Genomic DNA, 13,914 nt, shown 5'->3' with positions numbered 1-13,914 from the left:
CTCATCACAAAAACGAATAATATTATGTCACCACGGCTGTCAATTAATTGCCGGATAGTGACGCTGGCGTCTTCTGCAACCTCTATACCCTTCACCGGCCTGATAAGCAAAAACCCGCCGAAGCGGGTTTTATGAAGAGATGAAACTGACCGATAAGCCGCTTTCTTTTGGGTATAGCGTCGTGGACAGTCATTCATCCTGCCGCCCTGTAAAAGCAAAACCCCGCCAGCTTACACTGACGGGTTTTATGAAGAGGTGAAACTGACCGATAAGCCGCTTTCTTTTGGACATAGCGTCGTGGACAGCCATTCATCCTGCCGCCCGGTAAAAGCATAAACCCGCCGAAGCGGGTTTTATGAAGAGGTGAAACTGACCGATAAGCCGCTTTCTTTTGGGTATAGTGTCGTGGACAGTCATTCATCCTGTCGCCCTGTAAAAGCAAAAACCCGCCGAAGCGGGTTTTATGAAGAAGTGAAACTGACCGATAAGCTGCTTTCTTTCGGGTATAGCGTCGTGGACAGCCATTCATCCTGCCGCCCGGTAAAAGCATAAACCCGCCAGCTTACAATGACGGTTTTTATGAAGAGGTGAAACTGACCGATAAGCCGCTTTCTTTCGGGTATAGCGTCGTGGACAGCCATTCATCCTGCCGCCCGGTAAAAGCATAAACCCGCCAGCTTACACTGACGGTTTTTATGAAGAGGTGAAACTGACCGATAAGCCGCTTTCTTTTGGGTATAGCGTCGTGGACAGTCATTCATCCTGTCGCCCTGTAAAAGCAAAAACCCGCCGAAGCGGGTTTTATGAAGAAGTGAAACTGACCGATAAGCCGGGTTCTGTCGTGGACAGTCATTCATCTAGGCCAGCAATCGCTCACTGGCTCAAGCAGCCTACCCGGGTTCAGTACGGGCCGTACCTTATGAACCCCTATTTGGCCTTGCTCCGGGTGGAGTTTACCGTGCCACGGACTGTTACCAGCCGCGCGGTGCGCTCTTACCGCACCCTTTCACCCTTACCTGATCCCACTTGCGTGGGCCATCGGCGGTTTGCTCTCTGTTGCACTGGTCGTGGGTTTCCCCCCCAGGCGTTACCTGGCACCCTGCCCTATGGAGCCCGGACTTTCCTCCCCTCCGCCCGTCTCCCCGAAAGGACGACGACGAAGCGGCGACTGTCTGGTCAGCTTCGGCGCGCAGTATAGAGGGTTCGCGCGACTTTGTCACCCTGCGCTGCGCATTCCTATCGCCAGAGCGGCAGCAACATTTCTGGATGCCCGATAAATATTGTCAAAAGCGCCCCGAAAAGCCTCCTCCAGCGTCACGATGCGCGTGAGTACGCTAAAGACAGCGTCGATGCCATAATGATGCACTATCCCTACATCGTGCGTCAGGCTGCCGGCAATGCCAATCACTGGCTTATGATATTTTTTCGCCACATTCGCGACGCCAATCGGCACTTTACCGCGAATACTTTGGCTATCAATCCGCCCTTCTCCCGTCACCACCAGCGTACAGTCGTGGATATGCTCCTCCAGGTTCAGTGCCGCCGTGACAATTTCGATCCCGCTGCGTAATTCCGCACCGAGAAAAGCCATTAACGCCGCCCCCATACCGCCTGCCGCGCCTGCGCCGGGCGCAGCCTTTACGTCGACATTCAGCGATTTTTTTATGATGTCGGCATAGTGAGCAAGATTTCTGTCCAGCTCAACAATGTTCTCTTCGGTCGCGCCTTTCTGCGGCCCAAAAATTCGTGATGCGCCGTTGTCGCCGATCAGAGGATTAGAGACATCGCAAGCGACACGAATCGCGCAGAGTTTTAAACGGGGATCGAGCTCTGAAATATCAATGTCGCTTAGACAATGAAGGCTTCCGCCACCGTAACCGATATCCGCGCCGTTTGCATCGCGCAGTTTTGCGCCTAACGCCTGCATCATCCCTGCGCCGCCGTCATTTGTCGCGCTGCCGCCAATGCCGATAATGATATTGCTTGCGCCGCTTTCCAGCGCCTGCAATATCAGCTCCCCCGTTCCCCGCGAGGTTGTAATCAAAGGGTTGCGTTTTTCTGGCGGAACCAGCGCCAGTCCGCTGGCCGCCGCCATTTCAATAAACGCGGTTTTACCATCCCCGGACATTCCCCAGCAGGCTTTCACTTTTTCACCCAACGGCCCGGTCACCCATGCGGCGCGTTCAACGCCCTGCGTCGCGGCAATCATAGCTTCGACCGTTCCTTCGCCGCCATCGGCAACCGGAACAGAGACATATTGCGCATCGGGGAAAATTTCCCGAAATCCTTTTTCTATCGCCTGCGCTACCTCGGCGGCAGAAAGGCTTTCTTTGTAGGAGTCGGGGGCAATTACGATTTTCATAGTGGTAGCCTGTTACTGCACAACGCCGGATGGCGTTTCACTTATCCAGCCTGAAATTCAGGCCCGGATCGCTACACGCCATCCGGGCACAACGTCGTTAGCGAGTGACTTCCACTTTCGCCAGTTTTTCGTAGTAGCACGCCAGCGCGCTATGGTCGTCATTACCGTGTCCATCCGCGCGTAACGCCTGCATCATTTCCATAACGGCGGCGGTCAGCGGGAGCTGCGCGCCAACGCCGTGGGAGGTATCCAGCGCATTCGCCAGATCTTTAATGTGCAGATCGATACGGAAACCTGGTTTAAAGTTTCGGTCCATGACCATCGGCGCTTTCGCATCCAGTACCGTGCTGCCAGCCAGACCGCCGCGAATCGCCTGATAGACCAGATCCGGGTTGACGCCCGCTTTAGTCGCCAGCGTCAGCGCTTCAGACATGGCGGCGATATTCAACGCCACGATCACCTGGTTAGCCAGTTTTGTGACGTTGCCTGCGCCGATATCGCCGGTATGCACCACGGAACCCGCCATCGCTTTCATCAGGTCGTAGTACTTGTCGAAAATGGCTTTATCGCCCCCCACCATCACCGACAGCGTGCCATCAATCGCCTTCGGCTCGCCGCCGCTGACCGGCGCATCCAACATCTCAACGCCCTTCGCCTTCAGCGCATCGCTGATTTCACGGCTTGCCAGCGGCGCGATAGAACTCATATCAATCAATACGGTTCCCGGCTTCGCGCCTTCGATGATACCGTTCTCGCCCAGCGCAACCTCTTTCACATGCGGAGAGTTAGGCAGCATCGTGATGATGACGTCACACTGTTCAGCGATCGCCTTCGCCGTAGAGGCCGTTTCCGCGCCTGCGGCAATGACGTCGGCAATCGCTTCAGGATTACGATCGGACACCACCAGCGAATACCCTGCTTTCAGTAAGTTTTTGCTCATGGGCTTACCCATGATGCCTAAGCCAATAAAGCCAACTTTCATCGTCATAGCGTTCTCTCTTTCCATACCAGGATTATTTTTTAAAGGTGTCGGCAAGCTTCTGCGTGCTGGCGCGGAAGGCGCCTAAATCGCTGCCAACGGCGACAAAGGTCGCGCCCCATTCCAGATAACGGCGGGCATCCGCCTCTACCGGCGCCAGAATGCCGCACGGTTTACCGTGCGCTTTAGCGCGGGCGAAAATATGTTGAATCGTCTGCTGCACGTCAGGGTGAGAAGCATTGCCGAGATGACCCAGCGCGGCGGCCAGATCGCTTGGGCCGACAAAAATGCCATCAACGCCTTCCGTTGCGGCGATGGCATCAACATTGTCGACACCCAACTGGCTTTCGATTTGAACAATAATGGTGATGTTTTTGTTCGACTGCGCAAAGTAATCAGGCACCGTACCGAACATATTCGCGCGGTGAGAAACGGAGACGCCGCGAATGCCTTCCGGCGGGTAACGCGTCGAGGCGACGGCGCGAGCCGCTTCCTCTTGCGTTTCAACAAAGGGGATCAGGAAGTTATAAAACCCAATATCCAGCATCCGTTTGATAATGACCGGTTCATTGGTTGGCACACGTACCACAGGCGCGCTGGCGCTGCCTTTCAATGCCATTAACTGCGGAATTAAGGTGGTCACATCGTTCGGCGCATGTTCGCCATCCAGCACCAGCCAGTCAAATCCCGCCAGACCGAGAACTTCGGTGGTGATTGGGCTTGCCAGTGCAGACCAGCAGCCAATCTGCACCTGTTGCGCCGCCAGCGCCGCTTTAAACTTATTCGGGAAAATAGCGTTATTCATCGCTTATACCTTCGCTTATTTCTTTAATTCTCTACATGTGATGCCGCCACCATAACTTATAGCAACGACAATAAAATGCTTATCTGAAATCAGAATGGGTCTCCGCATTCTATTTCTAATGTGGTACACATCCTGTAGCACAATATACCGTTCTGATATCTTTATCGTCTTTTATTATTATCATGGTATTTTCAAATAACTCGTCAGATACACTGAATTCGCCATTCAGTATAAACAGCCTATGTCGGATAATCATTGTGCAAACGCTCATTAAAAAGGGATTATTTAACGCTTATTTTTGAGCATACGCCCATGATACTGGGCGCTAATGCACACATTTACGCTTTACCCGGCCTACATAAAAAATTTCATAATTTGCGGTGATCTGGATCACATTCTTATATTTATACTCCTGTCATTCTTATTTCATTATGCATGAACTTTATTTCTTATATTGAGATTTAACGATTTAACCATAACCAAAATAGATAATCCTATTTCTATCATCCAGGCTGGAGAATGTTGAACAATGGCCAATATCGAAATTCGCCAGGAATCGCCATCGGCGTTTTATATAAAAGTACATGAAACCGATAATGTCGCAATTATTGTTAATGATCACGGTCTTAAAGCCGGAACACGTTTTCCGGATGGCCTGGAACTAACTGAACATATTCCGCAAGGCCATAAAGTCGCTCTGACGGATATCCCCGCTCACGGCGAAATCATCCGTTATGGCGAAGTCATCGGTTATGCGGTACGCGACATCCCGCGCGGAAGCTGGATCGACGAGTCGCTGGTTGAACTGCCAAAAGCGCCGCCGCTGAATACGCTACCGCTGGCGACCAAAGTACCGGAACCGCTGCCGCCGCTGGAAGGCTATACGTTTGAGGGCTATCGTAACGCCGATGGCAGCGTCGGCACCAAAAATCTGCTTGGCATTACCACCAGCGTGCACTGTGTGGCGGGCGTGGTCGATTATGTGGTGAAAGTGATTGAGCGCGATCTCCTGCCCAAATACCCGAATGTCGATGGCGTTGTAGGGCTAAACCATCTGTACGGCTGCGGCGTGGCAATCAACGCGCCGGCGGCGGTCGTGCCGATTCGCACAATTCATAATATCGCGCTCAACCCCAATTTTGGCGGCGAAGTGATGGTGATTGGCCTCGGTTGCGAAAAACTGCAGCCGGAACGACTGCTGGAAGGCACCGAGGATGTTCCCGCCATCGCCGTTGAAAGCGCCAGTATTGTGCGTTTACAGGACGAGCAGCATGTCGGCTTTAAATCAATGGTCGACGATATTTTACGGGTCGCCGAACGCCATCTGACGAAACTGAACCAACGCCAGCGCGAAACCTGCCCGGCCTCCGAGCTGGTCGTCGGGATGCAGTGTGGCGGCAGCGATGCGTTTTCCGGCGTCACGGCAAACCCGGCGGTGGGTTATGCTTCCGATCTGCTGGTACGCTGCGGCGCGACCGTCATGTTCTCGGAGGTCACCGAAGTGCGCGATGCCATTCATCTTCTGACGCCGCGCGCCATCAACGAAGCCGTGGGTAAACGCCTGCTGGATGAAATGGCCTGGTACGATAACTACCTTGATATGGGGAAAACCGATCGCAGCGCTAACCCCTCCCCTGGCAACAAAAAAGGCGGACTGGCGAACGTCGTGGAAAAAGCGTTGGGCTCTATCGCTAAATCGGGTAAGAGCGCCATTGTCGAAGTATTGTCACCGGGCCAGCGCCCCACCAAACGCGGCCTGATTTACGCCGCGACGCCCGCCAGCGATTTCGTCTGCGGCACGCAGCAGGTCGCTTCCGGCATTACCGTACAGGTCTTTACCACCGGACGCGGCACGCCGTACGGGCTGATGGCGGTGCCGGTCATTAAAATGGCGACGCGTACCGAGCTGGCGAACCGCTGGTATGACTTAATGGATATCAATGCAGGCACCATCGCCACGGGTGAAGAGACAATCGAAGATGTGGGCTGGAAGCTGTTTCACTTTATTCTCGATGTCGCCAGCGGCCGGAAAAAGACTTTCTCGGACCAGTGGGGCCTACATAACCAACTGGCGATATTTAACCCGGCGCCAGTGACCTGATCCAGTCAGTACCCTTCTCCGACCAGGGTATAACCGCATAATCTGTAGACCGGGTAAGCGCCAGCGCTACCCGGTATTTTTTCGCCCTTAGTCTGTAGCCTGAAGTATGTCTGCCCGACATGCTTTTTTTATGCCTGACTTTCGATAACTTCCATTTTATTTCGAAACTTTCATTTATCAGATCAAAATCACAAAAAAACATTCCGAAAGCCTATAAATTCTTTCAAAGAAAACAAACGAAAGATTTCGGAGGAAGGATGTTTATCATTTCAGGCAGAACAATGCTAAAGAAGGCGCAGCAGGAAGGTTATGCTGTGCCGGCGTTTAACATCCACAACCTGGAGACATTGCAAGTGGTGGTGGAAACCGCCGCAGAATTGCGCTCTCCGCTGATTGTCGCCGGTACGCCAGGCACCTTTAGCTACGCAGGCGTCGGTAATATCGTGGCCATCGCCGCAGAACTGGCGAAAAGCTGGAACCATCCTCTCGCGGTACATCTCGATCATCATGAAAAACTGGCCGACATCAAAATGAAAGTCGCCGCCGGGGTACGCTCGGTCATGATCGACGGGTCGCATTTCCCCTTTGCCGACAATATTGCGCTGGTGAAAAGCGTGGTTGATTACTGTCATCGCTACGATGTCAGCGTTGAAGCTGAACTTGGGCGTCTCGGCGGGCAGGAAGACGATCTTATCGTTGACGGCAAAGATGCGCTTTATACCCATCCGGAACAGGCCCGGGAATTTGTAGAAAAAACGGGTATTGACTCGTTAGCCATTGCTATCGGCACCGCTCACGGCCTCTACACCGCTGAACCAAAACTTGATTTTGAACGACTGACGGAAATTCGTCAGCGGGTTGATGTCCCCTTAGTCCTTCACGGCGCCTCTGGCCTGCCGACCCGCGATATTACCCGCGCTATTTCGCTGGGCATCTGCAAAGTTAACGTCGCGACCGAGCTTAAAATCGCCTTTTCCGGCGCGCTTAAAAACTATTTAACGCAACACGCAGAGGCCAGCGATCCCCGCCATTACATGATCCCGGCGAAAGCGGCCATGAAAGAGGTTGTACGTAAAGTGATTGCCGACTGCGGTTGTGAAGGGAAGCTCTAAAGCCCCCGGATTTAGCACGGCAAAGGGCGTTTTCATAGCTGGATCACGAAAGCCATTATTATCCTTTGCCTTCAAACCAAAAATATTATGAAGATAAACAAAAGATATCGGAGCCAGAAGTGAAAGAAATAATTTCTCGTCACAAAGCAGGAGAACAGATAGGGATCTGTTCCGTATGTTCAGCACACCCGCTGGTGATTGAATCCGCATTACGTTTTGATCTGAATAGCGGGAACAAAGTTCTGATCGAAGCGACCTCTAACCAGGTTAATCAGTTTGGCGGTTATACCGGCATGAAACCGGCTGACTTTCGTGATTTTGTCTATGGCATCGCCCAGGAAGTGGGTTTTCCACGAGAACGGCTTATTTTAGGCGGCGATCACCTGGGACCTAACTGCTGGCAAAACGAACCTGCAGATACGGCGATGGAAAAATCCGTCGAACTCATTAAGGCTTACGTCGCTGCCGGGTTTAGCAAAATCCATCTTGATGCCTCTATGTCCTGCGCTGACGACCCGACGCCGCTGGACCCAATGGTTGTCGCTAAACGCGCCGCCCTGCTTTGCCAGGCAGCGGAAACGACGGCGACCGACGAACAAAAACGCCATTTAACCTATGTTATCGGCACTGAAGTTCCGGTTCCTGGCGGGGAAGCCAGCGCCATTAACGCCGTGCATGTTACCCGCGAACAGGATGCGGCCCGCACGCTGCAAACGCATCAGGCTGCTTTTCGCGCCCTGGGGCTGGAGGAGGCATTGAACCGGGTTATCGCGATTGTCGTACAGCCGGGCGTAGAATTCGACCATACCCAGATTATCCACTATCAACCGCAGGCCGCTAAAGCGCTTTCCGACTGGATAAAAGAAACGCCGATGGTCTATGAAGCGCATTCGACTGATTATCAGACGCGACAGGCCTACCGTGCGCTGGTACGCGATCATTACGCCATTCTGAAGGTCGGCCCGGCGCTCACTTTCGCGCTGCGCGAAGCCATTTTCGCACTTGCGCAAATGGAAAACGAGCTGATCTCCCCGGAACAACGTAGTCGGGTACTGGAGGTCATTGATGAAGTTATGCTAAACGAACCGGGCTACTGGAAAAAATACTACCGTCCCACCTGGAGCCAGGCGATGGTCGACATCCACTTTAGTTTGTCTGACCGTATTCGCTATTACTGGCCGCACCCGCGTATTCGTCAAAGCGTAGAAAAGTTAATCGCCAATCTGAACAACGTCACATTGCCGCTGGGATTAATTAGCCAGTTTATGCCCGTACAGTTTGAACGCCTGTCTGAGGGCGTGCTCACCCCCACGCCGCATAACCTGATTATTGACAAAATTCAGGATGTTCTGCGCGCTTATCGCTTCGGTTGCACGCCGGATGTCGCCTGAATAATGGAGAATTTATGAGCCAACTATTTGTCCGAACCGGAATCACATTCGACTCGAGCCAACAGGCGCTGGCGCACATTGGCAAAGAGATGCTGGCGAAAGGCGTGGTACATGATAGTTATCCGCAGGCGCTGGTGGAACGTGAAGCGTCTTTTCCTACCGGCATTGCGCTGGAGCGTCACGCCGTCGCTATCCCTCATTGCGAGGCGGTTCATGCGAAATCACCCGCTATCTATCTGATTCGTCCAGATAAGCCGGTCATGTTTCAACAGGCGGATGATGACGAAGAGATTGCCGTTTCGTTAATCATCGCCTTAATCGTTGAAAACCCGGCGGCACAGCTAAAACTTCTGCGCCGCCTGTTTAGTGAGCTACAGAACCCGAGCACCCTCGATGCCCTGTTAAGCGCGCCGGATGCCGAACTGGCGATACGCTTTCAGGAAACCATCCTTGAGCCTGAGCAGTGCGTCCAGGTTTGATAATAAATTGATAATAATGAGGAATACCCTATGAAACGTAAAGTAATTGTGGCCTGTGGCGGTGCGGTTGCAACCTCAACGATGGCTGCGGAAGAAATTAAAGAGCTATGTGATGCCAACCATATTGAGCTCGACTTAGTGCAATGCCGGGTCACCGAAATCGAAACCTATATGGACGGCGCCGATCTTATCTGTACCACTGCCAGGGTCGATCGCGCCTTTGGCGATATTCCCGTCGTTCACGGTATGCCTTTTGTTTCCGGCGTGGGTATTGAAGCATTACAGCAAAAAATTCTGTCCATTCTCATGGGGTAACGTATGTTTAGCGAAATAATGCGTTATATCCTCGACTTAGGCCCAACGGTGATGCTGCCTCTGGTGATCATCGTGTTCTCTAAACTGCTGGGAATGAAGCTTGGGGATTGTTTTAAATCGGGTTTGCATATTGGTATCGGCTTCGTGGGTATTGGTCTGGTCATCGGCCTGATGCTGGATTCTATCGGCCCCGCGGCGAAAGCCATGGCGGAACATTTCCAAATCAATCTCCACGTTATTGACGTCGGCTGGCCGGGTTCATCGCCCATGACCTGGGCGTCACAAATCGCGCTGGTCGCGATCCCTGTCGCCATCGGGGTTAACGTCCTGATGCTGGTGACCCGCATGACCCGCGTGGTGAATGTCGATATCTGGAATATCTGGCACATGACCTTCACGGGCGCCATGCTGCATCTGGCGACCGGTTCATACTGGCTGGGGATTCTGGGCGTTGTGGTTCATGCCGCCTTTGTCTACAAACTGGGGGACTGGTTTGCCAAAGATACCCGCGACTATTTTGGCCTCGAGGGGATTGCAATCCCACACGGCTCATCCGCGTACCTGGGCCCCGTGGCGGTGCTCGTTGATACCATTATCGAAAAAATTCCGGGTCTCAATCGTATTCACTTTAGCGCAGACGATGTCCAGAAACGCTTCGGACCGTTTGGCGAGCCGGTGACTGTCGGCTTCGTGATGGGGCTGGTGATTGGTGTACTGGCAGGCTACGACACCAAAGCCGTTCTGCAACTGGCGGTCAAAACCGCAGCGGTGATGCTGCTTATGCCACGCGTCATTAAACCTATTATGGATGGCCTAACGCCTATCGCCAAACATGCGCGTAAACGTCTACAGGCCAAATTTGGCGGGCAGGAGTTCCTGATAGGCCTTGATCCAGCGCTACTGCTCGGTCATACCTCTGTTGTCTCCGCGAGCCTGATATTCATTCCGCTGACCATCCTGATTGCCGTCTTAGTACCGGGGAACCAGGTGCTGCCGTTCGGCGACCTCGCCACCATCGGTTTCTTTATTGCGATGGCGGTTGCGGTACACCAGGGCAACCTGTTCCGCACGCTGATTTCAGGTGTCATTATTATGGGTATCACCCTGTGGATAGCCACCCAGACGATTGGCCTGCATACCCAACTGGCTGCCAATGCCGGAGCGCTAAAAGCTGGCGGACAAGTCGCCTCGCTGGATCAGGGCGGTTCCCCCATCACCTGGCTGCTGATTCAACTTTTTACCTGGCAGAATATCGTCGGCTTCGCCGTCATTGCCATTATCTATCTGGCCGGCGTACTGCTGACCTGGCGTCGCGCCCGACAATTTGTCGCGGCTGAGAAAGCCACGGCGCTACAGCAAAGTCAAATCGCCTCTTAATTTTAGGGGAGCAATCGCTCCCCTCACCTTCCTGGAGAATGTTATGAAATCAGTGGTTATTCACGCTGAGGGAGACGTGCGCGTTGAAGAACGTCCCTTACCACAACTGCAAGCCGAGGACGATGTGTTGGTCAAAGTCGTTAGCTCAGGGCTTTGCGGGTCGGATATCCCGCGTATTTTCGCGCAGGGCGCCCATTATTATCCTATTACGTTAGGTCATGAATTCAGCGGCTACGTTGAATCCTACGGCACAGGCGTAACGGATATGCAGCCCGGCGATGCCGTCGCTTGTGTCCCGCTTCTTCCCTGCTTTCACTGCCCGCAATGCGAACGCGGTTACTTTTCTTTATGCAAACAGTATCAGTTTGTAGGATCGCGCAGCGAAGGCGGTAATGCGGAATATGTGGTGGTCAAACGGGCCAATCTTTTCCGCTTGCCGTCTGATATGCCAATTGAAGATGGCGCGTTTATCGAACCGATTACCGTGGGCTTACACGCCTTTCATCTGGCGCAGGGCTGCGAGGGGAAAAACGTAATTATCGTCGGGGCCGGGACAATTGGCCTGCTGGCCTTACAGTGCGCGCGGGAACTGGGCGCGCGAAGCGTAACGGCGATTGATATCAATCCGCAGAAACTGGAACTGGCGAAAGCGCTCGGCGCAACGCATACGTGTAATAGCCGGGAAATGACCGCCGACGACATCCAGACAGCGTTGTCCGACATTCAGTTTGATCAACTGGTTCTCGAAACGGCAGGAACTCCCCAGACCGTCTCGCTGGCTATCGATATCGCCGGGCCGCGCGCGCAACTGGCGCTGGTGGGGACGTTACATCACGATCTCACCCTGACAACGCGCACATTCGGGTTAATTTTGCGTAAAGAGCTCACGCTCCTCGGCAGTTGGATGAACTACTCCGCGCCATGGCCAGGAGAAGAATGGGAAACCGCAGCGCGCCTGTTGGCTGAAAAACGTCTTCAACTGACCCCTCTCATTGCCCATCGCGGCGATGCGGAAAGCTTTGCAGAAGCAGTCAAAGCGCTTAATGGCGCGCCCATGCAGGGCAAAATCTTACTTCAACTTTCCTGATGGTACGAGCCAGCAACCTGCGCTGGCTCACATTTCCTTTCGAAATTTAGCGTTCACCTTTCGCAATCCTTCGTTTAAACTAGTTACAGTTAATTATCAGGCAAATCAATATGAACTCATTTGAGCGAAGAAATAAAATTGTCGACCTGATTAATACGCAAGGCAGCGTGCTGGTGATGGATCTTTCAAATACCTTTGGTATTTCTGAAGTGACTATCCGTGCTGACCTGCGTCTGCTGGAAGAGAAAGGCCTTGTCACCCGTTTTCATGGCGGCGCGGCAAAACCGGGAAGTCATCTGGCGGAAGGCGACAATCAGGAAGTCATTCTGGAAGATCGGTATCAACTCGCCAGCGATCCGAAAAAGCGGATTGCCCAGGCGGCTGCGGCAATGGTTGAAGAAGGAATGACCATCATTCTGGATAGCGGGAGCACAACATTACTGATTGCGGAAGCGCTCGCGCGAAAAAGCAATATTACGGTGATCACTAACAGCTTGCCTGCCGCTTTTACGCTATCAGAAAATAAAGATCTCACGCTGGTGGTCTGCGGCGGTACGGTACGGCATAAAACCCACTCAATGCACGGCACGATTGCGGAACGATCGCTACACGGCATCAGCGCCGATGTCATGTTTGTCGGGGCGGATGGCATTGATGCGACAAACGGTATTACCACGTTTAACGAAGGTTATTCCATTAGCGGCGTCATGGCGGCGGCGGCACACAAAGTTATCGCGGTACTGGACGCGACCAAATTTAACCGTCGCGGCTTTAACCAGGTATTGCCGATGGACAAGATCGACTGTGTGATAACCGATGACAGTATCAGCAAACAGGATAAAGCGGCATTAGCGAAAACAGGCGTGGAATTAATGATCGTCTAAAAAGGAGTCGGTTATGCGTTGCTGATCGCGAGAGTAAGCCCGAAGGAAAGGTCCGGCCCGCTATCACCGCCCAATGCCCCCATCACTTTACCCACATCAATCACCTGATTGAGTATTAACGCGATGGCGATAAAAGGCGGTTCCCGGGCGCTCGCTTTTATTCTTCCTGCTGCTCCAGCGCATACTTATACAGCGCATTTTTCTTCACGCCGTGAATTTCTGCTGCCAGCGCCGCCGCTTTTTTCAGCGGCAGTTCTGCCTGTAGCAGCGCCAGCGTGCGCAGCGCGTCGGCGGGCAGGTCGTCTTCTTGCGCTTTATGCCCTTCGACAATCAGCACCATTTCGCCTTTGCGACGGTTTTCATCTTCTTTGACCCACGCCAGCAGCTCGCCGACCGGCGCGCCGTGAATGGTTTCCCAGGTTTTGGTCAGCTCACGCGCCAGCACCACATAACGGGATTCTCCCAATACCGCGACGATATCTTCCAGGCTATCTAACAGGCGGTGGGTTGACTCATAAAAAATCAGCGTTCGCGGTTCCGTTTCAATGGCTTTTAGCGCATCACGGCGGCCTTTGGATTTCGCCGGTAAAAAGCCTTCATAGCAGAAACGGTCGGATGGCAGGCCAGCGGCGCTCAGGGCGGTAATCGCCGCACACGGCCCCGGTAGCGGCACCACGCGAATCCCCGCTTCACGGCAGGTACGCACCAGGTGGTAGCCCGGATCGTTAATCAGCGGCGTACCGGCGTCGGAAACCAGCGCAATGTTCTGCCCTTCTTTTAGCTTCGCGACCAGCGTTTCCGCTTTTTGTTGTTCGTTATGGTCGTGCAGCGCGAACAATCGGGCATTAATCCCAAAATGTTGCAGCAATAAACCGGTGTGACGAGTATCCTCGGCGGCAATCAGATCTACAGCCTGTAACACCTCCAACGCACGCTGGGTAATATCCGCCAGATTACCGATAGGAGTAGGTACAATAAAGAGTTGGCCCTGAGAATTATCCGCCGATTCGTTTTGTTTCATT

At 53.2% G+C, this 13,914-nt stretch carries 12 protein-coding genes and 1 other RNA gene; 8 read left to right on the top strand and 5 right to left on the bottom strand.

Annotated features, from left to right (window positions below; translation table 11 throughout):
• Positions 1 to 809 precede the first annotated feature (809 nt).
• From rnpB to garL, 4 genes are all read right to left on the bottom strand, one after another.
• An RNA gene (rnpB, locus tag ACLJPQ_RS18445) (RNase P RNA component class A) lies at positions 810 to 1,184 on the bottom strand.
• 32 nt (positions 1,185 to 1,216) lie between these two features.
• A complete protein-coding gene (garK, locus tag ACLJPQ_RS18440) occupies positions 1,217 to 2,362 on the bottom strand; it encodes a glycerate 2-kinase (protein WP_000706458.1) in 1,146 nt (381 codons plus the stop codon).
• Between the two features lie 97 nt (positions 2,363 to 2,459).
• The gene (gene garR / locus ACLJPQ_RS18435) at positions 2,460 to 3,350 is read right to left on the bottom strand and encodes a 2-hydroxy-3-oxopropionate reductase (protein ID WP_000178106.1); all 891 of its coding nucleotides are present in this window, start codon (positions 3,348 to 3,350) and stop codon (positions 2,460 to 2,462) included.
• 25 nt (positions 3,351 to 3,375) lie between these two features.
• A complete protein-coding gene (garL, locus tag ACLJPQ_RS18430) occupies positions 3,376 to 4,146 on the bottom strand; it encodes a 2-dehydro-3-deoxyglucarate aldolase (protein ID WP_001057715.1) in 771 nt (256 codons plus the stop codon).
• A 529-nt stretch (positions 4,147 to 4,675) separates the two neighbouring features.
• On the opposite strand from garL, the gene garD reads away from it, so the two are divergent.
• The 8 genes from garD (at position 4,676) to ACLJPQ_RS18390 (ending at position 12,892) form a co-directional block, all read left to right on the top strand.
• Positions 4,676 to 6,247 (top strand): galactarate dehydratase, encoded by a 1,572-nt coding sequence (garD, locus tag ACLJPQ_RS18425; protein ID WP_001273722.1) that lies wholly within the window; start codon positions 4,676 to 4,678, stop codon positions 6,245 to 6,247.
• Between the two features lie 257 nt (positions 6,248 to 6,504).
• Complete coding sequence (locus tag ACLJPQ_RS18420; protein ID WP_000469979.1) at positions 6,505 to 7,359, top strand: tagatose bisphosphate family class II aldolase; 855 nt, start codon at positions 6,505 to 6,507, stop codon at positions 7,357 to 7,359.
• 119 nt (positions 7,360 to 7,478) lie between these two features.
• On the top strand, positions 7,479 to 8,750 hold the full coding sequence (gatZ, locus tag ACLJPQ_RS18415; protein WP_001805535.1) for a tagatose-bisphosphate aldolase subunit GatZ: 1,272 nt from the start codon (positions 7,479 to 7,481) through the stop codon (positions 8,748 to 8,750).
• Between the two features lie 14 nt (positions 8,751 to 8,764).
• Positions 8,765 to 9,229, top strand: a complete 465-nt coding sequence (gene gatA, locus ACLJPQ_RS18410) for a PTS galactitol transporter subunit IIA (RefSeq protein WP_000080445.1) — start codon at positions 8,765 to 8,767, stop codon at positions 9,227 to 9,229.
• A 30-nt stretch (positions 9,230 to 9,259) separates the two neighbouring features.
• Positions 9,260 to 9,544 (top strand): PTS galactitol transporter subunit IIB, encoded by a 285-nt coding sequence (gene gatB / locus ACLJPQ_RS18405; RefSeq protein WP_000824293.1) that lies wholly within the window; start codon positions 9,260 to 9,262, stop codon positions 9,542 to 9,544.
• Between the two features lie 3 nt (positions 9,545 to 9,547).
• Complete coding sequence (locus tag ACLJPQ_RS18400; RefSeq protein ID WP_000490604.1) at positions 9,548 to 10,921, top strand: galactitol-specific PTS transporter subunit IIC; 1,374 nt, start codon at positions 9,548 to 9,550, stop codon at positions 10,919 to 10,921.
• Positions 10,922 to 10,964: 43 nt separating this feature from the next.
• Positions 10,965 to 12,008: a galactitol-1-phosphate 5-dehydrogenase gene (gene gatD, locus ACLJPQ_RS18395; protein WP_000844174.1), complete on the top strand. Its 1,044-nt coding sequence runs from the start codon at positions 10,965 to 10,967 to the stop codon at positions 12,006 to 12,008.
• Between the two features lie 110 nt (positions 12,009 to 12,118).
• Positions 12,119 to 12,892, top strand: coding sequence for a DeoR/GlpR family DNA-binding transcription regulator (locus tag ACLJPQ_RS18390; RefSeq protein WP_001083898.1), 774 nt, complete (start codon positions 12,119 to 12,121; stop codon positions 12,890 to 12,892).
• A 157-nt stretch (positions 12,893 to 13,049) separates the two neighbouring features.
• Here ACLJPQ_RS18390 and rsmI read toward each other — a convergent pair whose 3' ends face one another.
• Positions 13,050 to 13,913, bottom strand: a complete 864-nt coding sequence (rsmI, locus tag ACLJPQ_RS18385) for a 16S rRNA (cytidine(1402)-2'-O)-methyltransferase (RefSeq protein WP_000812295.1) — start codon at positions 13,911 to 13,913, stop codon at positions 13,050 to 13,052.
• Between the last annotated feature and the right edge of the window lies 1 nt (position 13,914).

This window comes from Salmonella sp. SAL04213, assembly GCF_046550535.1.
Lineage (GTDB): Bacteria > Pseudomonadota > Gammaproteobacteria > Enterobacterales > Enterobacteriaceae > Salmonella > Salmonella enterica.
Note: the sequence above shows the minus strand (reverse complement) of the source record. Positions and strands in the feature narration are given on the sequence as shown.